We start from the raw sequence: 24,043 nt of genomic DNA on the forward strand, positions 1-24,043 counted from the left end.
CTAAAGGGAGGAAAAATGTAATTTTTTTTAGTATAATAAAGTTGTATAATAACAAATAAGTAAAGTTAAAACTTATTTTATGTAAAGACATAATTTAACATAAGGGGCGATTTTTTAATGGGTAAATATATAATTGCTTTAGATCAAGGAACAACAAGTTCAAGAGCTATTATTTTTGACAAAGAACAAAATATTATAGGTATGAGTCAAAAAGAAATAACTCAAATTTATCCAAGAAGAGGTTGGGTAGAACAAAATCCTATGGAAATATGGGCTACTCAATATGGTGTTTTACAGGAAGTTATAGCCAAAACAAATATAAATCCAAATGAAATATCAGCAATAGGACTTACAAACCAGCGTGAGACTACTGTTGTATGGGACAGATTTACTGGAATGCCTATTTATAATGCTATAGTATGGCAATGTAGAAGAACTGCTAATTTAATAGAGTCCTTAAAGGAAGATAAAGAACTTGAAGATTATATAAGGGAAAATACAGGACTTTTACTTGATTCTTATTTTTCTGCAAGTAAAATAAAATGGATACTAGATAATGTTGAGGGTGCAAGAGAAAGAGCAAAAAGAGGAGAATTATTATTTGGAACTATTGATACATGGCTTATTTGGAAATTTACAAATGGTAAAGTACATGTAACTGATTATACAAATGCTTCTAGAACTATGCTTTTTAATATTAAAGAATTAAAATGGGATAAATATCTTTTAAATAAATTTAATATACCAGAGAATATAATGCCACAAGTTAAAAATTCATCAGAAATATATGGACGTATAACTTTAAGCAGGGATAAATCCTATAATGTACCTATTGCTAGTATTATAGGAGATCAACAAGCTGCGCTAATAGGACAAAACTGTTTTAATAAAGGTGAAGTAAAAAATACTTATGGTACAGGATGCTTTATGCTTATGAATACTGGTGATACTTTTGTTAGAAGCAAGAAAGGTCTTATTTCTACTATTGCACTTGGAATGAATGGCAAAATTAAATATGCTTTAGAAGGTTCTGTCTTTTCTGGAGGTGCTACTTTAAAGTGGCTAAGAGATGAAATGAAAATAATAAATGATATAAGTGATTCTGAATATTTTGCAAATAAAGTTCAGGATAATGGTGGTGTTTATATTGTTCCTGCCTTTGCAGGATTAGGAGCACCATATTGGGATATGAAAGCAAGAGGAGCAATATTAGGTCTTACAGGAGGCACTAATAAAGATCATATTATAAGAGCAGCTCTTGAAAGTATTGCATATCAATGTAAAGATGTTTTAGACACAATGGAAAAGGAATCAGGAATTAAAATAAAAGAACTTAAAGTTGATGGTGGAGCAAGTAAAAATAGATTTTTAATGCAATTTCAAGCTGATATTATGAATACAAGAGTTATTAAACCAATTATTACAGAAACTACATCCTTAGGAGCTGCATACTTAGCAGGACTTGCAGTAGGTTTTTGGAAAAACAATGAAGAAATTTCTGCTGGATGGTATCAAGCAGAAAGTTTTAAATCAAAGATGTTTCCAATTGACAGAGAAAGGCTTTATAAGGGCTGGAATAAGGCTATAGCAAGAGCAAAGGCTTGGGAAGAAGATTAATCTTTATAAAAGTAAAAAATTATGATATTATTAAGGTACAAGATTTTTAAAAGCATATAAAAAAGGATGGTTAATATGGCAAAAATTAGTACATGTACATTAATTATAAGGGATGATTTTAAGAATGTTTTAATCCTGCAGAAAAAGGTAAAAAAAGGTGAAGTAGATAGTTTTTCATTATTAACACAAAAGCTTCGTGGTAGAGAAAGTGAAGAAAAGTGTGTAAATAGAGCTGTAAAAGATTCTTTAAAGTCAATAATTTTTGATCTTGAAAAATTACAAAATTATAAATTAAATGATGAAGAAGAAACAGCAGTATATGTAGGTCAGTTAAAAGAAAGAATTGTACTTGACAAAGCTTATAAAGATTGTAAATGGATAAGTAAAAAACAAATTGATGATTTTAATTTAGATGAAACACAAAAGGAAATATTATCATTGTACTTTAAATAGGTGGCAATAAATTATGCCACCTATTTTAATATACAATTTTGATAATTCTTATTTTGTCAAAATATATTGGGTAAACTTCACTTAAGGGAAAATCTAATTTATCATAGCTGTGGCAACAATATAAGTAATCTCCATTAGGTAAAGATGTAGTAATTAGTCCAGAGTGAGAAAAGTAATTTTTAGTATTTGTGTAAAATTGAATTATGCTTCCAGCATTATATGATTTAGAAGAGGTATTGTCTATTCCAATGCCTTTTCTTAGTAGGTAATAATAAAGTTCATTTACTCTAATCCAAGCATTAGAATAAGGCTTCCAACTGCTAGTAGTTTTTATACCACCAGCATGAATACATTGACAAACAAAATTAGTACAATCTCCACCAGCATTATTAAAATGTTTATATTCTTTATTGTAATTTAAAGCATATTTTCTAGCATAGGAAATTGCCTCTTCATAATTATATTTCATAGGATAGGATCTATCCATATAATTTGATTTGTATATAGAACAAGTTTTATTATATTCTCTTTTTAATGTATCTATATTAGCAATTTTAATATTCCAATAATTAATTTTATAATCTAGGTTATTTTTATATTCTTCCTGTTCTGATATATTTCTATACATACTAGGAAAATGCTCTTTGTCAATAATATCATTAATTAGCCAATTGAATTTTTCTTTAGTTAATATAAATATAAATTCTAGTATTTCTGAAGATGTATGTAAAGTAGGAGCATTTTCTAAAATAAAACTGTGATTTACCTTTACAAATACTTTTGTATAGTCAGTATAATTATTAATTGATAAGTTAATAATTTTAAAGGATTCTTTTGATATTAATGATCCTATTTTTTTTCTCCAATTATTTTTAAAGTTATTCATAAGAGTTATTTCTTTAGTTAATTTATTGCTAGCAATATACTTTTGGCTAAATATTTCAAATGTTTTTTGGTTAAACTTTTGCTGTACTTTAAAATACTTTTTCAATAAATATTTTATACACATAATTTACCTCATTAAATACTTATAATTAATTTATATATAAAAAATATTAAAATATGATAAAAAATTGTTTTAGTTTTATATATATATTGTTAAAATAAATATATAAAAAGGAGGTATAGTTTTGGATAAAGTATTAATTTTAATAATAGTTTTACTTATTATAGTAAATATAGTTCTATTTATATATGGAAAAAGAAAATTAAATGAAATAAAGAAAAATGAAAATGCTAAGGATGAAGATTATAAAAAAGGAATGAAATATATTATTTTATCATCAGCAGTATCTTTTTTAACAATTATTCTAATAACAATTATGGCTATAATAAAATTAGTATATAAATAATATGAAAAGGTGAACTTATCTATTGATATAGTTTACTTTTTTTATTTTTTAGAAAAATATATAGCTATACGTAAAGAATTAGAAAGTAATAACGATAAAATATATAAATACACATTTTTACATTAAGAAAGGTAGTGGTAAGAATGAAAATATCATCTATGCATGTTAATAATAGAATAAATTTTGGTGTTAACCAAAATAAAAATGCTAATAATAAAAATGACAACTTAGGAGAAGCTATGCAAAAACCTTCTTTTGATAGTACAGAAAAAATTATAGAAAATTTACAAAAAATGAAACAAAAGCTTACAGATCAAAAGGATAAAGTAAAAATGCAAGAGGATTTGGACAAGGATACTAAAAAACAAAAAATAAAAGATCTTCAGGAAAAAATATCTGATATAGATAGTCAGATTCAAAATATACAAATTCAAAAACAAAAAGAGAAAATTGAAAAACAAAAGGAAGAAAATGAGCAAAAAGCTAGCAAAGAAGAAAAGGAAAAAGCAAAGGAATATAAAGATAAGGATCTTGGAGGAGCTATTGTTTCTAAAAGCCTTGTAAAACTTATTGATGCAAATAATTCTTTAAGTAATATACATAACCTAAAGGATGATAAAACAAGACTTAATGCAGAAAAACTTGATATTAAGCCTACAGGTAATGAAAATTCATATAATGACATTAAGCTTTCAAAAATTGCAGGTTCATTAGCTGGTATAGATATAGGCATTAGTACCAAAATAGGAGAAAGTATAAATAAAATAAATGAAAACATAAAAGATAAAAACAAAGAAGTAAATACAAATACTGACATTAAGAAAGATGAAATAAATAATAAGGGTTATAATATTTCAGATAACGAAGAAAATAGTAAAAATAATAATAAAATTAATAATAAAAATTTAAAAAATACTGAGGAAAATGAAATATAGTATGGTATAATCTTATTATTTACAAATGAAAATAAGGTGGAATAATTATGACAGGTAAAACCCATATGGCTCTAGGTGTACTTACTACACTTTTTATAACACAACCAGAATCTCCAAAGGAATTTTTAATTTGCTTAGGTGTATCTTCTATGGGATCTGTATTAAGTGATATTGATGTAAGTACATCAAGTTCTAGAAATGTTTTAAATAAAACATTATTAGTTATAGGTATTTCTATTGCTATTTTGTTTTTTGCAGAATTCAAATGGGGAATTTCTCTTAGTGAAGGTATACAAAGCATTTTTAGAGTTATTATAGGATTAGCTTTCTTTTTAGGTATATGTATATATGGAATGAATACACCTCATAGGTCTTTTATGCATTCTTTTCTAGCTATAGCACTTATTACGATAGCAACATATATTGTATTACCAGAAGGTGCTATATATATGATAATTTCTATGATGAGTCATATAATTTTAGATATGTTTAACAAGAAAAAGGTGCAAATTTTATACCCAAGTAATAAAGGTATAAGTTTAAATATATGTAAAGCAAATGGAATGGCAAATAGTGTGCTTTTTAAAGTTTCAAGTATATTATTAACTTTATATGTTTTTCTTTTTTTATTAAGATACTATTTATAAAATTATGAGAGGTGATATTTATGGGACTAGATTCTTTTTTAAGAGAAATTGAAAATAAAATTAATGGCATTACAGAAGGATGTAATAATTCTATAAATTCTGTAAAAAATCAAATTACAGAAAAAACTGACAAATACATTAATGAAAATTTTAATGATATAAGATATTCATCAGATAATATTAATAAATGTATAAATGATGGTATAGACAAATTGTTTGATAAGAGAAGTAACATAGAAAAAAAGAAATTGGTAGATAGTAGCTCCTTTATTAGTGAAAATAGTGAAATTAACAAACCAAAAGTAGATTTAAAAAAGAAATAGTAGTTTTTAAGTACCCTATGAAAAAATTCATAGGGTATTTTTTTGTATAAAAAAATTTTTCTTACAAATAATAATTTAGTAATATGAAGTAAGGAGGCTTAATTATATGAAAAAGTATATGTGTATAGTTTGTGGTTACATACATGAAGGAGATTTACCTCCAGAAGTATGCCCTGTATGTAAAGCTGATAAGTCAAAATTTCAAGAAGTTTTAGAGGATCTTGTATTTGCAGATGAGCACAAAATAGGAACAGCTGTAGATATTGATGCAGATATTATTGAAGATTTAAGGGCTAATTTCACAGGAGAATGTACAGAAGTTGGAATGTATCTTGCCATGTCTAGGCAAGCTGATAGGGAAGGATATCCTGAAGTTGCAGAAGCTTACAAGAGAATTGCTTATGAAGAGGCAGAACATGCAGCTAAATTTGCAGAAATTTTAGGAGAAGTTCTAGTAGCTGATACTAAAGCAAATTTAAAGGCAAGAGTTGAGGCAGAATTTGGAGCTTGTGCAGGTAAAAAGCAATTAGCAACTAAAGCTAAAGAAAAGAATTTAGATGCAATTCATGATACAGTACATGAAATGTGCAAAGATGAAGCACGTCATGGAAGAGCATTTAAGGGATTATTAGATAGATATTTTAGTAAATAAATTTGGAGGTTTATTCTTATGAGCAAAATAAAATGTAATGTAACAAATTGTTCTCATAATAGTGGAGAAATTTGCCATGCTGATAGAGTTAATATAGGAGGAATAAATGCATCAAATGATTCTAATACATGTTGTGGCAGCTTTTTGAATCGTCTTTTGTATTCAGATTTAACAAATTGTTCTAGTGAAAGTGGCACATGTGATTGTCTTGTTTGTTATTCTAAAACCTGTAAGCATAATGAAAATTGTTTATGCAGTTTAGAAGATATATCTGTAGGTGGTGGCTCTGATACTGCAATATACACAGAAACATGTTGTAATAGCTTTGAAAGTAAATAATAAGCCATTTATGTACTTAAAATAATTATTGTGATAGAATATATATTAGAAATTTAAGTACATATTTGGAGGAAGAAATGTTAGATATAACAATTAAAGAACTTAAAAAAACATATAATTTTCAAGATAAAACTTTTGAAATTTACAATAAAGCATTAAATGATGTAAAAGATCAATTTAAAAAATTTGATGAAATAAGAGAATTTAATCAAATAAAAGTATTAGATGCTTTTAGGGAAGAAAAAATAAGTGATATGCATTTTACTAATTCATCAGGTTATGGTTATGATGATGCAGGCCGTGATGCACTTGATAAAGTATATGCAAGAATATTTAAGGCAGAAGCTGCTTTAGTAAGGCCACATTTTGTTAATGGTACTCATGCCATAGGAGCTGCTATTTTTGGAAATTTAAGACCAGGTGATACTCTTCTTTGTGCATCAGGAAGACCATATGACACTTTAATGAGTTTAATTGGACTTAAAGAAAATGAAAGAATAGGTTCTCTTAGAGAATATGGAGTAAAATACAAAGAAGTAAGTTTAAATGAAAATGGGAAATTTAATTATAGTGCTATAGAAGAGGCGCTAAAAGATATGACAATAAAGGTTGTTCATCTTCAAAGAAGCACTGGTTATGGATGGAGAAACGCATTTTTAGTAGAAGAATTAGCAGAAGTTATTAGTTTTATTAAATCAAAAAGAAACGATGTTAGCATATTTGTTGACAACTGCTATGGTGAATTTATAGATACTATAGAACCTACAGAAGTAGGAGCTGATTTAATTGCAGGTTCATTAATTAAAAATATAGGTGGCGGTTTAGCACCAGCAGGTGGTTATATTGTTGGAAAGAAAGATCTAGTAGAGCAAGCTTCTTACAGACTTACAGTACCAGGTATAGGTGGTGAATGTGGAGCTACTTTTGGACTTATGAGAAATTTATTTCAAGGATTATTTATGGCTCCTCATGTAGCTATGGAAGCTTTAAAAGGTGCAGTATTTTGTTCAAGAGTAATGGAACTTGCAGGTTTTGAAGTATTACCTAAATATACAGATAAAAGAAGTGATATTATTCAAGCTATTAAATTTGGAAACCCAGAAAATGTTATAAAATTCTGTAAGGGTATTCAATATGGATCTCCAATTGATTCTTTTGTTGAATGTGAACCTTGGGCAATGCCTGGCTACGAAGATGAGGTAATAATGGCTGCTGGAGCATTTATTCAAGGATCATCAATTGAACTTTCAGCAGATGCGCCAATTCGTGAACCATATATAGCATATATGCAAGGTGGTTTGACTTTTGACCATGCTAAAATAGCTATTTTAATAGCTTTAAACAATATATTAAAATAAACCTATAAAAAGCTTGTATCTGGCATTTTTTATTGCTAGCTACAAGCTTTTTTTGTGTATTATTTTTACGTATTAAAATTTCCAATAAAGAACAACTTATATATTAAAGTAATTGCTATCTATTTTTATTATTTCATCAATAGGTATAATGCTACAATCTGACATATATAAAGTATGGTTAAATTTATCTATTTTTATTACATGACCATAACAAGTTACATAAGATCCACCAGATTTATTTTTATCTGTTTGAAAATACGTTATTTTAATTTCAATATGTAAGTGAAGATTTTGTGAAATTATAAGTAGTTTTTTGTTTAAGCTTTCTTTCATATATTCATCAAGTTCTATTTTTTTATTTGTTAATCTTGCAGTTTCTTTTATTGCAACATCATATCCATTTAGAGCAGCAAAAGGTGCAAATTGGGCAGCACGATTATAGGTTGACATATGTTTGTAATATGATGATTGATGATGTTTCATGTTAATAATATCATTATAAGAATTATTATCCAAGGTTGTATCCTCCATTTTATTCTATGCATTATGACCACCAATTTGGCTATTTCTATTTTTGGCAGTTGCACCTTCCTCTAAATTAATTCCTTTTAAAATTGAATTTTTTCCGAATTTTTTCTTGATACTCAATATAGTTTTTTGTATGTTTCTTTCATGTTCCAAGGCTAATTTCTCTTTTTGCTGTTTTTTCTGTAATTCTTCATAATTTGTAAATAGGTCAATTTGTTCAATGTTTTTTGATTCTATTGATAAACCTTCCTTCATAAGATGATTTGCTGAAATATTAATTCTTCTCACAAGGAGATTTTTATCAACAATCCTATCATATAGTTTCATCATTGTATCTATAATTAATGTAGTAGAGGAGGTTTGCTTTTTTATATTAGCTGTACCATGAGCATGTTTTGGAATTATTCTTCCATAATGATCTGTAGTAATAGCTCCATTGTACATATTTCTTTTATCCTCATTATTTAAGTTTTCAATATCATATCCTATAGTCAGTACAATCTGGTCAGTAACAAGACCTTTATCTACTAAGTCTAGAACTAATAAATCAGTCATTTCTTTAACAACTAATTTTGCTTTTTCAAAATTATAAGGACATTGAAGTACTTGTCCTGATGCTAAACTATTTGTTGCAGGTTTATATTTTTTTATATCTTCAATGGTGCAAGGTTCCCATCCCCAAGCATGGTCAATTAAAAGTTCAGCATTAACACCAAACATATCATACAATATTTTCTCGTTATAATATTCATTAGGTTTGCCTATGGAACATCTAGCAATATCACCCATAGTATATAAACCCTGTTTATATAATTTTTTTGCGTAGCCATTGCCTACTCTCCAAAAATCAGTAATTGGTTTATGATTCCAAAGCTTTCTTCTATAAGACATTTCATCAAGTTCTGCAATTCTTACTCCATTTTTATCTGCTTCAGTATGTTTTGCTACTATATCCATTGCTACCTTACATAAATATAAATTCGTTCCTATTCCAGCAGTAGCAGTTATTCCAGTTGTATCAAGTATATCTTGAATAATCATTTTAGTAAAATTATGGGCTGACATTTTATATGTTTTTAAATATGCAGTAACATCTATAAATACTTCATCTATTGAATATACATGAATATCTTCTGGCGCAATATATTTTAAATATATTTTATAGATCTTTGTACTATATTTCATATATAAAGCCATTTGTGGTTTAGCAATAATATATTTTAATTCTAATGATGGATTTGTTTTCAGATCAACATTATTAAATGATGAACCATTAAAAGTTTTATATGGTGCCCTCTGCTTTCGCATAGAATTTATTTGCATAGTTTTTTGAATAACTTCAAATAATCTTGGCCTTCCAGGGATTCCATAAGATTTTAATGATGGTGAAACAGCAAGACAAATGGTTTTGTTTGTTCTACTATTATCTGCAACAACAAGGTTAGTAGTTAATGGGTCAAGATTTCGTTCTCTACATTCAACAGAAGCATAAAATGATTTTAAATCAATTGATACATAGATTCTATTATTATCCATACTCATTCTTCCTTTTATATTTCTATATTATTAATATACCATAAGGAACATATGTTTGTATATGCCATTAGCTAATGAAATACGTATTTAATATAAACAAATTCTTATGTATGAGTTTTTAGGGGTTGAATTTAAGAAACAAGTAAAAAAACTTATGACTAGTAGTTTTTAATTGCTAGCCATAAGTTTTTTTAATATTTTCTATAAAGCCCTACAATTTTTCCTAAGATGCTACAATTAGGAACAATAATTGGATCCATTGTATCATTTTCAGGTTGAAGTCTAATGTGGTTTTTTTCTTTATAGAAGGTTTTTATAGTAGCTTCATTTTCTATAAGAGCTACAATAATGTCACCATTTTTTGCAGTGCTACATTTTTCAATAATAGCTAAATCGCCATTATTTATTCCTTTATTTATCATACTTTCACCAGATACTCTAAGCATAAATAATTCTTTATTATGACTTATGTAATCAAGTGGAAGCGGAAAAGTATCTTCTATATTTTCTGTTGCAAGAATAGGCATACCTGCAGTAACTTTTCCTATAATAGGTATATTTACCATTTCTTTTTTGTTTTCATGAAGTTCCACAATTTCTAAGGCTCTAGGTTTAGTAGGATCTCTTTTTATAAGTCCTTTTTTTTCTAATCTTTTTAAATGACCATGAACAGTAGAAGTAGAACTAAGAGAAACAGCTTCACATATTTCACGTACAGAAGGTGGATAACCTTTTGTTTCTGTATAAACTTTTAAGAAATTATATATTTCAGATTGTTTATCATTACTTCCCATATAATATTTTTTTACTTTAAAAATTAATTAAAGTAAAAGCTCCTTTCTAGTATTCTATTAATTAGAGTATACCATAACAATGATTATATATCAAACTTATGTTCCCATTTTCATAAGTATATTTCGTGTAAATAATTGACTTTTTTATTTTATTAAAGTGTAGTATAATAGCGTGTAAAGTTTTTTTAAGAGGTGACAACATGAAAAAAAACAATTTTTTATCTATTTTAGATAATGATAACAAAAAGCTTGATTTTAAAAAAGAATTTTTAGCAGGATTAACTACTTTTATTACAATGGCATATATTATAGCTGTTAATCCTAATATTCTTGGTGCTACAGGCATGGATGCAGGAGCTGTAGTTACAGCAACTTGTCTTTCAGCTGGTTTTGCAACTATTATTATGGGAGTATATGCAAATCTTCCTTTTGTTTTAGCTTCTGGAATGGGATTAAATGCTTATTTTGCATATACAGTAGTAATAAAGCAAAATATATCATGGGAAGTTGCATTAACAGCTGTTTTTGTAGAAGGTATAATATTTATATTATTATCCTTATTTAAGGTTAGAGAAGCTGTTGTAAATGCTATTCCAATAAATATGAAGCATGCAGTTACAGCTGGTATTGGCTTATTTATTGCATTAATAGGCTTTAAAGGAGCAAATCTTGTAGTAGCAGATGAAAGTACATTAGTAGCTCTTGGAAATTTTAAAATGCCTACAGTTTTAATAGCTCTTGCTGGATTTATAGTAATTGCTATACTTGAAAAAAAGCAAGTTAAAGGAGCCATACTTATTGGTATAGCAACTTCAACATTACTTGCATGGGGATATGCATTATATGATCCATATTATGCAAATGCATTAGGAATATACCTTCCACAAGGAATATTCAAATATGAAAGTATAGCTCCAATAGCAGGTAAAATTGATTTTAATTATATGATTAATCCTGAAACAGTCGCATCATTTATTAGTATAGTACTTACATTTTTATTTGTTGATTTCTTTGATACAATAGGGACTTTAGTTGGTGTTACATCAAGAGCAGGAATGTTAGATGAAAATGGAAAGGTACCACGTGTTAGTAAAGCTTTAATGGCAGATGCTATAGGAACAACTGCAGGAGCATGCCTTGGAGTTTCTACAGTAACTACATATGTTGAAAGTTCCACAGGAGTTGCTGCTGGAGGAAGAACTGGTTGGACAGCAGTATTTGCAGGTATATTTTTTATTTTATCAATGTTTTTATCTCCAATATTTATTGCAATTCCTTCTTGTGCAACTGCACCAGCTTTAATTTATGTTGGATTTTTAATGGTAGGTGCTGTTAAGAATATAGATTTTGAAGATTTAACAGAAGGAATACCAGCTTTTATGACAATTGCATTAATGCCACTTACTTATAGTATAGGCGATGGATTAACATTTGGAGTTTTATCATATGTTGTTATTGGATTATTATCTAATCTTATAAGTAAGGAAAAGAAAAAAGTATCAGTTGTTATGATTATTTTAGCAATAATATTCTTAATAAAATTATTACTATTATAGAATTGTTATAAAAAATAAAGGCTATTGCACTTAAAAAATGTGATAGTCTTTTTTTGCTATTACAAAGAGAAATAAGCATAAGTATGTATATTTTTTATTATAAGTAATAAAAATATAGTTAATGAAAGAGTATATTGTAAAGTAACTTTATAAATTAAGTAAAATTTATCATAAATCTATGTAAAAAAATAATTGAATAGATTTAAATATTATATTAAAATAAAGAAGTGGTAAAATCTATTTAAAAATAAATATAGATATTAGGAGGAAAGATTTTTGTACATATTAATAAGTCTTATAGGTGGCCTTGGATTATTTCTATATGGTATTAGTGTAATGGGAGATGGCTTACAAAAATCTACAGGTCCTAAGCTTGAAAAAGCTATTGGACTTTTGACAAGTAATAAGCTTATGGGAGTTTTAGTAGGTGCTGTAGTTACTGGTATAATTCAAAGTAGTGGAGCAACCACGGTTATGGTAGTTGGTTTTGTTAACGCTGGTATAATGAGTTTATATCAGGCTATAGGAGTTATAATGGGTGCTAATATTGGTACTACTGTCACAGCTCAGCTAGTGTCTTTTGATGTTAGTATATTATCATCTGTTGCATTAGGAATTGGTATAGTCTTATATATGATTGGCTCTAAGTCAAAGCCAAAGTTAAAAAATATTTCTGAAATATTAATTGGTTTTGCAATATTGTTTATTGGTATGAATTTCATGAAAGATGCTTTAGCGCCTTTGTCAGAATATGAAGCTTTTAAAAATGCACTTGCTTATCTTGCAAAGTATCCAATACTTGCCTTAATTGCTGGATTTTTGCTTACTACTATTTTACAAAGTTCTAGTGCATCAATGGGTATATTAATAGCTCTTTCATCACAAGGATTAATGCCATTAAGTGCTGCATTACCTGTTTTATATGGTGACAATATTGGTAGTTGTACAACATCACTTTTATCAAGTCTTGGGGCAAATAGAAATGCCAAAAGAGCTGCTACAATGCATTTGTGTTTTAATATAGTAGGAACAATTTTGTTTATGCTTGTTTTAAATATTCCAATAAGAATGATTGTTGAATATATAGATCCTAATGATACAGCAAGACAAATTGCAAATGCTCATACTTTATTTAATTTAGTTAATGTAGCTATTCTTCTGCCATTTTCTAAGTATATAGTTAAGTTAGTTATGTTCTTAATACCAGAAAAACCAGAAGAAAAAGAAGGTAAAAATACTACAAAATATATCGATGGAAGAATGCTTGAAACTCCAGCTATAGCTTATGCTAATATTATAAGAGAAGCTTTAAGAATGGGATTAAAAGCAAAAGAAAGTTATACAAGTGCAGTATTAGGTGTTACAAAAAGATCACAAAAGGATATAGATAATACCTTTGAAAAAGAAAAACTTATAAATAAAGAACAGAAAAAAATAATCAGTTATCTTATTAAATTATCTAATAAATCCTTAGATGAAAAAATGCGAATGTCTGTTGACTTATTGTTTCATACAGTAAACGACATTGAGAGAATAGGAGATTTATCAGAAAATGTAGCTGAATTAGCTGAAGGATGTTTGAAAAACAATGTAAATATATCTCTAGAAGGTATTAAAGAAATAGAAAATTTCTATTCTCAAGCATTAAAAACATATGAATTAGCTTTGGAATCTATGAAAGAAAATAATGTTGATTTGGCAAATAAATCTTTAGAGTCTGAAGAAGAAGTTAATAAACTTGATAAAAAGTACAGAGAAGAACATATGCATAGATTAAATAATAATCAATGTACTATAGATTCTGGAGTTGTTTACTTAGATTTATTAACTAATATAGAAAGAATATCTGACCATGCAGTAAGCATTGCAAAAAGAGTTATAAAAATTAATTAGTTTAATATTAAATATCTGTATAAGGTTTAAGTTTTATACAGATATTTTTTTATTATATAATGTTATATAATAAATATTATGTAAAGTAAGTTGATTATTTTATTTTACTTTGATATAATTTGATGTAATATATAATTAAGTTTATTTAATATTTTAGGTGGTGTTATTTATATATGAAGTATACAGATGACGATTATTGTGACATCTATGAAAATAAAATATGTGATAATTGTGGTAAGTGCCTTGAAATGGAAGGGGTAGATATTAGAGCTATAAAAATAGAAGATATAGCTAAAGATGTTAAAGAAAATAATGTTCTTATGGAAGAATATGAAAAGGAACTTGAAAGCTTAAAGGCTGCTGAAGAAGATGATAACATATCTAATGATGAACTTTTAGAAAAAGAATATGAAAAACTTATAAATGAAGGTGTTATTAAGTCACAGGATTTAGAAGATAATGAATATGAAGATGCTTTTGACCATATAGATTATAGTGAAAGTCTTGATGATGAGGAATTAGAAGAAATAACAAATGAAGTTTTTCCAGGGCTTAGGCAAATTAAAAAAACAAATAAAAATAAAGATTTTAATTAATGAATAAAATCACCTTGCACTGCTAATAATACATTTGAAATAGTAAGTTGTGAGGTGATTTTTATGATAACTAAAAAAACAATATTATCTTTATTATGTAGTGGAGTAGTTGCTTCAACATTTTTACTTGGATGTGGTTGTAATAATACAACTGAAGGTGCAAAAGAAGATATAGAAGAAGGAACAAATAATCTAGAAGAAGGAGCAGAGCATTTAACTGACAATGTAAAAAATGCTGGTGAGTCTTTATATAACAAGGTTACAGATACATCTATGGAATATTCAAAAGATGATTTTATTGCAAGTTTAAAAAATGATGGCATTGAAACCGCTGAATTTGAAAATAAAACAGAGTATTTTACTGCTGATAGATATGGATACAAAATAGGGGATGATTCTATATATGTCTATGAGTATGATACAAAAGGTGAAGCTGATATAGAGAAAGATATTAATTCTATAAAAGATAATGGAAATAGAATTAATGATGCTATAGTTCAATGGAATTCTGAAGCACATATATACAAAAAAGGCAGATTGATTGTTATATATGATGGAAATAATAAAGATATCTTAAATAAATTAAATGGAATTTTAGGAAATCCTATTTTGGGATAAATATTTTTGAGAGAAGTAATAAAAATTATTTCTCTCAAATTTTATAAGACTACTTTACATAATGTTTGTTATGTGTATAGAAAATATTCGCAAAAAATTATAGATTGCAAGTTGAAAGATTAAATTTTAAATACAATCTATAATTATTAATTAATTTTTATTCTTTACTAATATTAAGAGGATTTACCTTTACAGCTTCTCTTAACATGTCGTTATCTGTATGAGTGTATATTTGTGTTGTAGAAACACTTTCGTGCCCTAAAATTTCTTGTAAAACAAGTATATCTACATCACCATATTTGTACATTAATGTAGCTGCAGTGTGACGAAGTTTGTGAGTGGAGTAGCCTTTGCCACTCAAACCTGCCTTTTTAAGTTGGTTTTCTATAACTTCTTGAACGGTTCTTCTTGCAATGGCATTTCCACGTTCAGAAATAATTAGTGCATCTTGATTGGTTATATTTTTTTTGTGAAGAAGCTTGGCTCTAATTGGCTTGTAATTTTCAATGGCTTTGAGGCAAGCTTCATTTAAATAAACAGTTCTTTCCTTATTTCCTTTACCAATTATTCTTATAGTATCATCTTTAATATCTGTAATTTTTATGCTGCAAAGTTCTGCAAGTCTCATGCCACAGTTTAAAAATAATGTAACAATAAGAAAATCTCTTTCGAAATTACGACTATCTATAGAATTTAGTAAAGAATTGGCTTCATCTAAATTCATGTATTTAGGTTTTCTTTTACCAATTTTAGGTCTTTCTAATTCGTCTGTATAATTATTTTTGATAATTTTTGCTTTTTGATTTAGATATTTAAAGAATGATCTCATGCTGGCAACTTTACGTGCAATTGTAGAATTTCCATTATCAAAATATCTTTTTTCAAATATTAAAAATGAATGCATATCGTCTAAAGTTATTTTATTCAAAAAATCATTTGTAATATCATGGACATTTATATCTTTAAAATTAATGTTTTTTTCAACTAAACCTTTTTTATATTTTAAAAACTTTAACATTATAATTATATCCATTACATAACTATTTATTGTATTTTTTGAGCTGCCTTTTATAGTGTCCATATATTTAATATAATCATTAACGCATTCAGGATATTCTTCGTTTAAAATATTATCATCTCTAAAGTCTTCTAAGTTTATTACTAAGTTTTTATAGTCTAATTCATCATTTTTCATGTTTACACCTCTCTTTATATTTATTTTACCACAACATAGCACATAACTGCAATTATGTGCTATGTTTTTTAATCTTTTTATACACTCTCTTTAAATTTTTATATGTTATTTTATTTGTAAGATCTTTTATAAAGTTTTTATATGGGCAATTTCACAAAAAAACATTTCAACTTTAAATAAAATCATATTCTTGTACACTTTTTTAAAATACAAAATAAAAAATTGGAGAAATTTAATCAATAAAAAACAAGGCTTTTAAACCTTGCTTTTATAAATTGTTATTAGAATAACTATAATCATCCATAATTATAAATTTTGAATTAAATTCATTAATATTTATAGATTGATTTTGGGATTCTGCACGACCTATATATACATTTACTTTGTTGTCCTGTGTTAAATTTGCAATTCCAGCTGTAAGTGTATCTAATTCAATTATATATGTATCTACATTTTTATCTCTATTTCTTTTTAATATTTCTAAATTGCTATTTTTATCTTCTGTTTGATTTTGATCTGCTAATTTTTGAATTGACAACCTATCTGATAATTTTCTATTCATATGTAACTCCGTATTTTTATGATGGATTATTTTTTATATATGTAATAAATTCCCCTAAAGAATTTAATTTAACTTTATATAATTTTTTTATTTCTTCATTAGGTTCTATTAAGTCTGGTATCATAATGGGAACCATTTTAGCAGCATGAGCAGATCTTATACCATTTGGAGAATCTTCTAAAGCGTAACAATTAGAAGGATCTTCATTAAGAGCTTCGCAAGCTTTTAAATAAATTTCAGGATGAGGCTTGCTATTAGAAATCATATCGCCACATATTATTGCTTGAAAATAATCTAGTATATTTGCACTTTTTAAATGTTTTAAAACTGTTTGCTTTCTTGAAGATGAAGCAACTGCTAGTTTAAAATTATTCTCTTTTAAGAAATTTAAAACTTCATGAAGATAAGGCTTTTCTGGTGTTCCATATTTATCGTAATATGCATAAACATATTCTCTAGTGATTTCTGTTAATTTTTCTACATCAACAGCATCCTTAAAATCTTCATAAAAAATTTCTTTTGTTTTTTCATGATTAACACCTAAAGTTTTATTAACCATATATCCAAGTTTTCCCACACCTAATTTTTCCCCAGCATAATCCCAACCTTTTACTACTAAAGATTCAGTATCAAACATTAAACCATCCATATCAAAAATAACTGCCTTCACTTTTATCCTCCATATTTACGTAAATATAATTATCTTTTAAAGTAAATTTTACATAATTTATTATATCATATTGTCATAAAAAATACCCTTATTTAACAATTATTTTGCTAAATAAGGGTATTAATTATTTTAATATTTCTCTTATGGTATTAATTAATGTATCCATTTCTTTATCTGTTCCAATTGTTATTCTTAAATAATTATCAATTTTAGGATTACTAAAATGTCTTACAAGAACTCCCCTGCTTTTTAATTCTTCATATAATTTAGCTCCTGGTATATTTTTATGGGAAACAAATAAGAAGTTTGATTTTGAATCTAAAACATGGAAACCTAAAGATTTTAAATCTTTTGCAGATTTCTCTCTAGTTTTAATTATTTTATTTCTTGTTTCTTCAAAGTATTCTTTATCTTCTATTGCTGCACAGGCACCTGCTTGAGCTACTCTATCTAATGTATATGAATTAAAACTGTTTTTAACTCTATTTAAACCTTCAATAAGTTCTTTATTTCCCATAGCAAATCCAACTCTTATTCCAGCTAAATTACGTGATTTTGAAAAAGTTTGAATAACTAATAAATTGTGATATTTATTAATAAATTTAGCCATACTTTCCCCACCAAAATCAATATAAGCTTCATCAATAATTACTATTGAATCTTTCTTTGCAATAAGAAGTTTTTCTAAATCCTGTGTACTTATAAATTTGCTTGTTGGTGCATTAGGATTTGGAAGTATTACTCCACCCTCCTTTGAAATAAATTTATCTAAATCTATTTCAAAGTTATCAGTTACACTTATTTCTTCATAGCTAACATTAAAGAATTTAGCATATACAATATAAAAAGAGTAACTTATATCTGGAAATAAAACTTTCTTATCTTTAGAGAAAAAAGTTAAAAATGATAATGCCAATACTTCATCAGAACCATTTCCTACAAATATTTGATCTTCATTTAAATTGTAAAAATTAGCTATGGCATTTATAAGTTTTTTAGAACATGGATCCGGATAAAGTTTTAAATCTTCATTAACTGCTTTGTTCATAGCTTCAATAACTTTATGAGAAGGGGGATAAGGATTTTCGTTTGTATTTAGTTTTACATATTTCTTATCCTGAGGTTGTTCACCAGGCACGTATGGATCAATATTTTTTGTTGTTTCATTCCAAAATTTATTCAAGCTAATCGCCCCTTTTTTTTAATATATTACCATTATAGCATATCTTGTTAATATTTAAATAGATTTAAATGAATTTATCGATTTAATTTGCTAAAGTGATAAAGTTTTAGTTTATAAGACATATAATTATGGTTATCTCTGGTAACAATATAAAAGAGATTTGTATATATTGTACTAATTAAAACTATAGAAGAAAAGAGGAAAATTATGTGTGGAATTGCTGGTATCATAAACTTTAATAAAAATATTGAATTAGATAAACATGTTTTAGAAAATATGAATAACACATTAAGTAAGAGAGGTCCTGACAGCTCTGGCTATTATACAAGCAAAAATGTTCTTTTTGGGCACAAAAGACTTATAGTTGTTGATCCTGAAGGTGGCAGCCAACCAATGATAAAAAACATTGATGGCAATGATTATGTTATTGTATATAATGGTGAATTATATAATACAGAGGATATTAGAAAAGACCTATTATCTAAAGGATTTAAATTTAAATCTTATAGTGATACAGAAGTTATTTTAGCTTCATATATTTATTATGGTAATGATTTTTTAAAAAAATTAAATGGAATTTTTGCTTTTGCTATATATGATAGTAAAAATGAACAGATTATACTTGCAAGAGACCAAATGGGAGTAAAACCCCTATTTTATTCAATAATTGATAAAGAACTTATATTTGCATCAGAAATAAAGGCAATTTTGAAGCATCCTAAAGTTAAACCTGTGGTAGATAAAGAAGGACTTACAGCTCTATTTTCTCTTGGACCTGCAGTAAAACCTGGTACATGTGTTTATAGAGATATAAAAGAACTTAAACCAGCAGAATATTTTATATTTAAAAAAGATATGATAAGAATAGATAAATACTGGAATTTAGAAGCAAAACCTCATAATGAAACATTAGAAGAAACAATTTATCATACAAGGAATTTGCTTATAGATGCAGTAAAAAGACAATTAGTTGGTGATGTTCCTCTTTGTACTTTTTTATCTGGAGGTCTTGATTCCTCTGCAATATCTGCAATAGCAGCTTCTGAATTTAAAAAGAAAGGCAAAAAACTTACTACTTATTCTATTGATTATGAAGATAATGATAAGTATTTTAAGGCATCATTGTTTCAGCCAACTTCTGATCAATATTGGGCTGAAGAAATGGCAAAGTTTATAAATTCTGATCATAGGACTGTTATTTTAAATCATGAAGATTTGAAAAATGCCCTTAAAGATGCAGTAATAGGTCGTGACCTTCCAGGTATGGTAGACGTTGATTCATCTTTATTATTATTTTGCAAGAAGGTTAGAGAAGACTTTGTTATAGCCTTATCTGGAGAATGTGCAGATGAATTATTTGGTGGCTACCCTTGGTTTACCAGAGATGAATTAATTAATTCAAATACTTTTCCTTGGGCAAGGTTTATAAAAGATAGATATGCTATATTAAATAATGATTTAAAAAAGTTAAAAATTGAAGAATATGCAAATGAATGTTATTTAAATACCTTAAAAATGACACCACATTTGCCTAATGAATCTAAAGAAGAACATAGAATGAGAGAATTATTTGTATTAAATACTAACTGGTTTATGTTAACTTTACTAAATAGAAAAGATAGAATGAGTATGATGAATAGTCTTGAAGTAAGAGTACCTTTTGCAGATCATAGAATTGTACAATATGCTTTTAATATACCAAGAAATATAAAGTTATTAAAAGGAAGAGAAAAAGGACTTCTTAGAAAATCTCTAGAGGGAATATTACCAGAAGACATTATTTATAGAAAAAAGAGCCCTTATCCTAAAACTCATAATCCTATATATACAAGCTTAGTATGCAAGGAAATGCAAAATATTTTAAAGGATCCTACATCACCTATACTTGATTTAATAGATACAAATGTTGTTTCTGAAATAGTAAAAACAAAAGGATCATCTTACAAGACTCCATGGTATGGTCAACTTATGACAGGTCCTCAGCTTATAGCTTATTTAATTCAAATTAACTATTGGCTTAAGGAATATAAAATTGAATTTAAATAAAAACAAAAAGGAAGCTTAAATAGGCTTCCTTTTTTGCAATAACTATTATATTTTCTCTGGTAATGAATAAGTTAAACCTTTAGTATCTACAGAAATTGATTCTATAACTACATCTTTTAATGGTCTATCATTTAATTCATCAGTTTCAAAATTATTTATATTCATTAATATATCAATACCATTAGTAATTCTACCAAATGCAGCATAATTTCCATCTAAATCTGTACAATTACTTGTAGTAATAAAGAATTGACTTCCTGCAGAATCTTTATCACTTAATCGTGCCATAGAAATAGTTCCTTTTTTATGAGATAAATCATTATGTATGTCATTTGAGTCAAATTCGCCTTTTATTGAATAATCAGGTTTACCTGATGATAAATTATTAGGACTTCCACCTTGTATACAAAAATCTTTTATTATTCTATAAAAAAGTAAATTATCATAGAAACCAGAATTAGCAAGATATATGAAATTATTTACTGTATTTGGAGCTACGGAAGGATATAATTCAAATTCCATAACACCTAGGTCTTTAACTTTAATAAAAGCTGTAGGATTATTATTTTCTGATTTTGTTAGAATTAATTGTTCTTGATCCTTATTATCATTATTTTTAGATTCAGAATTATCAGTATTATTGTTTTCAGTATCTTTGTTATTATCTGTAGATTTAGAACCTAATATAGCTAATGCGCAAAAAGCTCCTGCGGCCATAAGTGTTAAGCACTTTGCTATTCTAATTTTTTTCATAAATTATACCCTCCTAAAAAAACTATATTAAGTTATGATTTTTTAAGGCTTCCTTTAACGTATTTAAGTTAGATTCTTCCATTGAAACTAATGGTCTTCTTAAATTTCCCACTTTAAATCCCATTAAATTTAAAGCTGTTTTAACTGGTATTGGATTTACTTCACAGAATAAAGCATCTATTAAATCTAAATACTTTGTTTGAAGTTCTAAACTTTTCTTTACATCACCATTAAAGAATGATTTACATATTTCACTAGTTTCCTTAGGTGCCACATTTGAAAGAACAGATATTACACCTAAACTTCCAAGAGATAGCATAGGAACAATTTGATCGTCATTTCCTGAATATATATTTAAATTATCTTTACATAATGCTTTAATTTTAAGAACTGCAGAAATGTCACCACTAGCTTCTTTTACTGCAACTATATTTTTATGCTTAGACAATTCTAAATATGTTTCTGGTTTTATGTTTACTCCAGTTCTAGAAGGAACATTATATAAAATAATTGGAGTATTGACTCTATCGGCTATATAAGTAAAGTGATCAATTAATCCTTTTTGTGTTGTTTTATTATAATAAGGTGTTACTATAAGAAGTCCATCAGCTCCAACTTTTTCTGCAAATTGAGATAATTGAACTGCATAATTAGTATCATTTGATCCAGTTCCGGCAATTACTGGAATTCTTTTGTTTACATAATCTACTGTAAATTTAATTGCCTGTTTATGTTCTTCATCAGTTAATGTAGCTGATTCACCTGTAGTTCCAGTTATAATAATTGCATCAGTACCATTTTCAATATTAAAATCAATTAATCTTTTTAATTCTTCATAATTAATTTCTTCATTATTAAGCATTGGGGTGACAATTGCAACTCCAGCACCTTTAAATATTATTTTCTTCATGTATTTCCCCTACTCTCTATTATTATTTATATTCAATAAATATATTATACTAAATTTACTTGTATTTTACTAGTTTTTAAGGATGCATAATTTTATACTTAATATAATAATCCTTAAATTCATAATTATTTGCAATTAAGTATTCATATTCAGGAAAGTCAGAAATTATCCTATTAATGCATTTCAAGCAAAAATTTTCTCTAGCTTTTCTATTTTTTAATAGGACAGATTTTAATCCCCAAAGGTGAGTAAAATATTTTTGATTTTTATATAAAAGCTCTCTAAGGGTATAAAGAGAATTTACATTTATATTAAGCTTTTCTGCACACATAGAAAGGAGCCTTTGTTCTGCAAAAATCATTTCCTTAATTGGACTATTGCATTGTTTAATAGATGTCATAAATTCAATTGATGAATTTACATAATATTCTTTTAATAAAACACTATTTATATACATAAAGGAAGTATTAACAGGTTCAATATTCCAATTTAAATCTTTATGAAATTTAAATGTATCATTCATTGAAAAATAATTTTTGTTTGGATAATTTTCATTTAAAGGTTCTTTATGAATTACAGATAATTTTGAAAATTTAATTTTATTATATATAGATTCCCATATAATCATATCTGTATCAATCATGGCACAAGGATTTTTTGTGTGTTTTAAAGAATATATTTTACCTGCTGCCCATAAATTTTTTGCATCAATATTTTGAGGAATTACATTGTCTAAGATCACTTCTATTCCCAAATCCCATAAATCAGTCATTTGGTGACTTTTATAAAATTCTGCTCCAGCTTCATCTGTAATCATTTTTATTTTTCCATTTTTTTCTCGCCACTTTAGTGCTGAAAGAATAGTTGTTAAAATTGCAAAATCATCCATGGCATACATAAATGATTTATTATTTATCATATAGGGTTTTGTCCAATTTGAATGAAATGCATAAATCAAATATAAATTCAACTCCATTAGTTAATTATTAAAATTTATATTAATTCTAATCCATATCCATAGGAAGATGATGTGTTTTGTGATGAGTGAATAATTAAATCCTCCAAATCATCAGAAGTTAAAGATATGTTTTCATTAGTTTCCACACTGATTTTTGTATTTTTTAATTTATTTTTTACTGTAGTATATGACTTTTTATAGTTAACAGGTATTTTAATTATAATTTTTTGATTTGTAATATCAATTTTATGAATTTCTTCTTTTGAGAGTGTAATATATGAATTACTTGTTTTAACAAATATTTTATCAATGGATTTTTCTATCAAATAAGCCATTTCATCTTGACTATAAGTCTCTTTGTTAAGACTTAAGGTTATTATATCGTAATTTTTATTGAAGTTAACATCTTCTGTAATATCCACTGCATATTTTAGAGGCAATTTATCTTTAATAGCCATATAACAACTCTCTTCTCCTTATTATTCTTAATAAAATTATTGTAACTCAATTTCTAACAGATAATACTTGTTATTTCTTAAAAAAGTATATCTAAGCTTCATAATATATTA

The 24,043-nt window shown here is 26.7% G+C and carries 26 protein-coding genes; 14 read left to right on the forward strand and 12 right to left on the reverse strand.

Translation table 11 applies throughout. From position 1 onward, the window contains the following. The first annotated feature begins 117 nt into the window (after positions 1–117). On the forward strand, positions 118–1,617 hold the full coding sequence (gene glpK / locus ACTNAO_RS03950; protein ID WP_441027402.1) for a glycerol kinase GlpK: 1,500 nt from the start codon (positions 118–120) through the stop codon (positions 1,615–1,617). A 75-nt stretch (positions 1,618–1,692) separates the two neighbouring features. Continuing rightward, positions 1,693–2,070: a hypothetical protein gene (locus ACTNAO_RS03955; RefSeq protein WP_441027403.1), complete on the forward strand. Its 378-nt coding sequence runs from the start codon at positions 1,693–1,695 to the stop codon at positions 2,068–2,070. Positions 2,071–2,095: 25 nt separating this feature from the next. Here ACTNAO_RS03955 and ACTNAO_RS03960 read toward each other — a convergent pair whose 3' ends face one another. Continuing rightward, on the reverse strand, positions 2,096–3,079 hold the full coding sequence (locus ACTNAO_RS03960; protein ID WP_441027404.1) for an amidase domain-containing protein: 984 nt from the start codon (positions 3,077–3,079) through the stop codon (positions 2,096–2,098). 121 nt (positions 3,080–3,200) lie between these two features. Here ACTNAO_RS03960 and ACTNAO_RS03965 point away from each other — a divergent pair, with 121 nt between their 5' ends. The 7 genes from ACTNAO_RS03965 to ACTNAO_RS03995 all read left to right on the forward strand — a co-directional run bounded on the left by ACTNAO_RS03965 (position 3,201) and on the right by ACTNAO_RS03995 (position 7,676). Next, complete coding sequence (locus tag ACTNAO_RS03965) at positions 3,201–3,422, forward strand: hypothetical protein (RefSeq protein WP_441027405.1); 222 nt, start codon at positions 3,201–3,203, stop codon at positions 3,420–3,422. A gap of 143 nt (positions 3,423–3,565) precedes the next feature. After that, on the forward strand, positions 3,566–4,357 hold the full coding sequence (locus ACTNAO_RS03970) for a hypothetical protein (protein ID WP_441027406.1): 792 nt from the start codon (positions 3,566–3,568) through the stop codon (positions 4,355–4,357). A gap of 47 nt (positions 4,358–4,404) precedes the next feature. Then, the gene (locus tag ACTNAO_RS03975) at positions 4,405–5,004 is read left to right on the forward strand and encodes a metal-dependent hydrolase (RefSeq protein WP_441027407.1); all 600 of its coding nucleotides are present in this window, start codon (positions 4,405–4,407) and stop codon (positions 5,002–5,004) included. A 20-nt stretch (positions 5,005–5,024) separates the two neighbouring features. Continuing rightward, positions 5,025–5,327 carry a hypothetical protein gene (locus tag ACTNAO_RS03980; protein WP_441027408.1) on the forward strand — a complete coding sequence of 101 codons (303 nt, stop codon included), beginning with the start codon at positions 5,025–5,027 and terminating at the stop codon, positions 5,325–5,327. 106 nt (positions 5,328–5,433) lie between these two features. Then, positions 5,434–5,979, forward strand: coding sequence for an NADH peroxidase (locus tag ACTNAO_RS03985; protein WP_441027409.1), 546 nt, complete (start codon positions 5,434–5,436; stop codon positions 5,977–5,979). 18 nt (positions 5,980–5,997) lie between these two features. After that, on the forward strand, positions 5,998–6,318 hold the full coding sequence (locus tag ACTNAO_RS03990; protein ID WP_441027410.1) for a DUF1540 domain-containing protein: 321 nt from the start codon (positions 5,998–6,000) through the stop codon (positions 6,316–6,318). Positions 6,319–6,395: 77 nt separating this feature from the next. Continuing rightward, positions 6,396–7,676, forward strand: a complete 1,281-nt coding sequence (locus tag ACTNAO_RS03995; protein ID WP_441027411.1) for an aminotransferase class I/II-fold pyridoxal phosphate-dependent enzyme — start codon at positions 6,396–6,398, stop codon at positions 7,674–7,676. 96 nt (positions 7,677–7,772) lie between these two features. Here ACTNAO_RS03995 and ACTNAO_RS04000 read toward each other — a convergent pair whose 3' ends face one another. From ACTNAO_RS04000 to lexA, 3 genes are all read right to left on the reverse strand, one after another. Next, positions 7,773–8,192 carry a hypothetical protein gene (locus ACTNAO_RS04000; protein ID WP_441027412.1) on the reverse strand — a complete coding sequence of 140 codons (420 nt, stop codon included), beginning with the start codon at positions 8,190–8,192 and terminating at the stop codon, positions 7,773–7,775. Between the two features lie 21 nt (positions 8,193–8,213). Beyond that, a complete protein-coding gene (locus ACTNAO_RS04005) occupies positions 8,214–9,740 on the reverse strand; it encodes a Y-family DNA polymerase (protein ID WP_441027413.1) in 1,527 nt (508 codons plus the stop codon). A gap of 191 nt (positions 9,741–9,931) precedes the next feature. Continuing rightward, positions 9,932–10,534: a transcriptional repressor LexA gene (gene lexA / locus ACTNAO_RS04010; protein ID WP_441027414.1), complete on the reverse strand. Its 603-nt coding sequence runs from the start codon at positions 10,532–10,534 to the stop codon at positions 9,932–9,934. 200 nt (positions 10,535–10,734) lie between these two features. On the opposite strand from lexA, the gene ACTNAO_RS04015 reads away from it, so the two are divergent. From ACTNAO_RS04015 to ACTNAO_RS04030, 4 genes are all read left to right on the forward strand, one after another. Further along, positions 10,735–12,090: an NCS2 family permease gene (locus ACTNAO_RS04015; protein WP_441027415.1), complete on the forward strand. Its 1,356-nt coding sequence runs from the start codon at positions 10,735–10,737 to the stop codon at positions 12,088–12,090. Between the two features lie 276 nt (positions 12,091–12,366). After that, positions 12,367–13,983, forward strand: a complete 1,617-nt coding sequence (locus ACTNAO_RS04020) for a Na/Pi cotransporter family protein (protein WP_441027416.1) — start codon at positions 12,367–12,369, stop codon at positions 13,981–13,983. A gap of 173 nt (positions 13,984–14,156) precedes the next feature. Continuing rightward, the gene (locus ACTNAO_RS04025; RefSeq protein ID WP_441027417.1) at positions 14,157–14,579 is read left to right on the forward strand and encodes a hypothetical protein; all 423 of its coding nucleotides are present in this window, start codon (positions 14,157–14,159) and stop codon (positions 14,577–14,579) included. Between the two features lie 63 nt (positions 14,580–14,642). Further along, a complete protein-coding gene (locus ACTNAO_RS04030; RefSeq protein ID WP_441027418.1) occupies positions 14,643–15,197 on the forward strand; it encodes a hypothetical protein in 555 nt (184 codons plus the stop codon). A gap of 157 nt (positions 15,198–15,354) precedes the next feature. Here the strand turns inward: ACTNAO_RS04030 and ACTNAO_RS04035 are convergent, their stop codons facing one another. The 4 genes from ACTNAO_RS04035 to hisC all read right to left on the reverse strand — a co-directional run bounded on the left by ACTNAO_RS04035 (position 15,355) and on the right by hisC (position 18,807). Next, a complete protein-coding gene (locus ACTNAO_RS04035) occupies positions 15,355–16,392 on the reverse strand; it encodes a tyrosine recombinase XerC (RefSeq protein ID WP_441027419.1) in 1,038 nt (345 codons plus the stop codon). Positions 16,393–16,660: 268 nt separating this feature from the next. Continuing rightward, complete coding sequence (locus ACTNAO_RS04040) at positions 16,661–16,954, reverse strand: hypothetical protein (RefSeq protein WP_441027420.1); 294 nt, start codon at positions 16,952–16,954, stop codon at positions 16,661–16,663. 16 nt (positions 16,955–16,970) lie between these two features. After that, positions 16,971–17,624, reverse strand: coding sequence for an HAD family hydrolase (locus tag ACTNAO_RS04045; RefSeq protein ID WP_441027421.1), 654 nt, complete (start codon positions 17,622–17,624; stop codon positions 16,971–16,973). A 124-nt stretch (positions 17,625–17,748) separates the two neighbouring features. After that, positions 17,749–18,807: a histidinol-phosphate transaminase gene (hisC, locus tag ACTNAO_RS04050; RefSeq protein WP_441027422.1), complete on the reverse strand. Its 1,059-nt coding sequence runs from the start codon at positions 18,805–18,807 to the stop codon at positions 17,749–17,751. A gap of 207 nt (positions 18,808–19,014) precedes the next feature. On the opposite strand from hisC, the gene asnB reads away from it, so the two are divergent. Continuing rightward, the gene (gene asnB, locus ACTNAO_RS04055) at positions 19,015–20,853 is read left to right on the forward strand and encodes an asparagine synthase (glutamine-hydrolyzing) (RefSeq protein ID WP_441027423.1); all 1,839 of its coding nucleotides are present in this window, start codon (positions 19,015–19,017) and stop codon (positions 20,851–20,853) included. 45 nt (positions 20,854–20,898) lie between these two features. Here the strand turns inward: asnB and ACTNAO_RS04060 are convergent, their stop codons facing one another. The 4 genes from ACTNAO_RS04060 to ACTNAO_RS04075 form a co-directional block, all read right to left on the reverse strand. Continuing rightward, a complete protein-coding gene (locus ACTNAO_RS04060) occupies positions 20,899–21,606 on the reverse strand; it encodes a peptidylprolyl isomerase (RefSeq protein ID WP_441027424.1) in 708 nt (235 codons plus the stop codon). A gap of 22 nt (positions 21,607–21,628) precedes the next feature. Then, complete coding sequence (gene dapA / locus ACTNAO_RS04065; protein ID WP_441027425.1) at positions 21,629–22,516, reverse strand: 4-hydroxy-tetrahydrodipicolinate synthase; 888 nt, start codon at positions 22,514–22,516, stop codon at positions 21,629–21,631. A 76-nt stretch (positions 22,517–22,592) separates the two neighbouring features. Then, positions 22,593–23,492 (reverse strand): DUF6734 family protein, encoded by a 900-nt coding sequence (locus ACTNAO_RS04070; protein ID WP_441027426.1) that lies wholly within the window; start codon positions 23,490–23,492, stop codon positions 22,593–22,595. Positions 23,493–23,509: 17 nt separating this feature from the next. After that, positions 23,510–23,932, reverse strand: coding sequence for a hypothetical protein (locus ACTNAO_RS04075; protein WP_441027427.1), 423 nt, complete (start codon positions 23,930–23,932; stop codon positions 23,510–23,512). Positions 23,933–24,043 lie beyond the last annotated feature (111 nt).

Origin of the sequence: Clostridium sp. HCP1S3_C6, assembly GCF_052066735.1 — a bacterium.
Lineage (GTDB): Bacteria > Bacillota > Clostridia > Clostridiales > Clostridiaceae > Clostridium.

Bases quoted from the DNA above. Each gene is read 5' to 3' on its own strand.
- ACTNAO_RS04005 (WP_441027413.1), bottom strand. From the start codon at position 9,740: ATGGATAATAATAGAATCTATGTATCAATTGATTTAAAATCATTTTAT.
- ACTNAO_RS03995 (WP_441027411.1), top strand. From the start codon at position 6,396: ATGTTAGATATAACAATTAAAGAACTTAAAAAAACATATAATTTTCAA.
- glpK (WP_441027402.1), top strand. From the start codon at position 118: ATGGGTAAATATATAATTGCTTTAGATCAAGGAACAACAAGTTCAAGA.
- ACTNAO_RS04060 (WP_441027424.1), bottom strand. From the start codon at position 21,606: ATGAAAAAAATTAGAATAGCAAAGTGCTTAACACTTATGGCCGCAGGA.
- ACTNAO_RS03960 (WP_441027404.1), bottom strand. From the start codon at position 3,079: ATGTGTATAAAATATTTATTGAAAAAGTATTTTAAAGTACAGCAAAAG.
- ACTNAO_RS04035 (WP_441027419.1), bottom strand. From the start codon at position 16,392: ATGAAAAATGATGAATTAGACTATAAAAACTTAGTAATAAACTTAGAA.
- ACTNAO_RS03990 (WP_441027410.1), top strand. From the start codon at position 5,998: ATGAGCAAAATAAAATGTAATGTAACAAATTGTTCTCATAATAGTGGA.
- ACTNAO_RS03985 (WP_441027409.1), top strand. From the start codon at position 5,434: ATGAAAAAGTATATGTGTATAGTTTGTGGTTACATACATGAAGGAGAT.
- ACTNAO_RS03980 (WP_441027408.1), top strand. From the start codon at position 5,025: ATGGGACTAGATTCTTTTTTAAGAGAAATTGAAAATAAAATTAATGGC.
- lexA (WP_441027414.1), bottom strand. From the start codon at position 10,534: ATGGGAAGTAATGATAAACAATCTGAAATATATAATTTCTTAAAAGTT.
- ACTNAO_RS03955 (WP_441027403.1), top strand. From the start codon at position 1,693: ATGGCAAAAATTAGTACATGTACATTAATTATAAGGGATGATTTTAAG.
- ACTNAO_RS04015 (WP_441027415.1), top strand. From the start codon at position 10,735: ATGAAAAAAAACAATTTTTTATCTATTTTAGATAATGATAACAAAAAG.
- dapA (WP_441027425.1), bottom strand. From the start codon at position 22,516: ATGAAGAAAATAATATTTAAAGGTGCTGGAGTTGCAATTGTCACCCCA.
- ACTNAO_RS03970 (WP_441027406.1), top strand. From the start codon at position 3,566: ATGAAAATATCATCTATGCATGTTAATAATAGAATAAATTTTGGTGTT.
- ACTNAO_RS03975 (WP_441027407.1), top strand. From the start codon at position 4,405: ATGACAGGTAAAACCCATATGGCTCTAGGTGTACTTACTACACTTTTT.
- ACTNAO_RS04070 (WP_441027426.1), bottom strand. From the start codon at position 23,492: ATGGAGTTGAATTTATATTTGATTTATGCATTTCATTCAAATTGGACA.
- ACTNAO_RS04075 (WP_441027427.1), bottom strand. From the start codon at position 23,932: ATGGCTATTAAAGATAAATTGCCTCTAAAATATGCAGTGGATATTACA.
- ACTNAO_RS04025 (WP_441027417.1), top strand. From the start codon at position 14,157: ATGAAGTATACAGATGACGATTATTGTGACATCTATGAAAATAAAATA.
- ACTNAO_RS04030 (WP_441027418.1), top strand. From the start codon at position 14,643: ATGATAACTAAAAAAACAATATTATCTTTATTATGTAGTGGAGTAGTT.
- ACTNAO_RS04040 (WP_441027420.1), bottom strand. From the start codon at position 16,954: ATGAATAGAAAATTATCAGATAGGTTGTCAATTCAAAAATTAGCAGAT.
- asnB (WP_441027423.1), top strand. From the start codon at position 19,015: ATGTGTGGAATTGCTGGTATCATAAACTTTAATAAAAATATTGAATTA.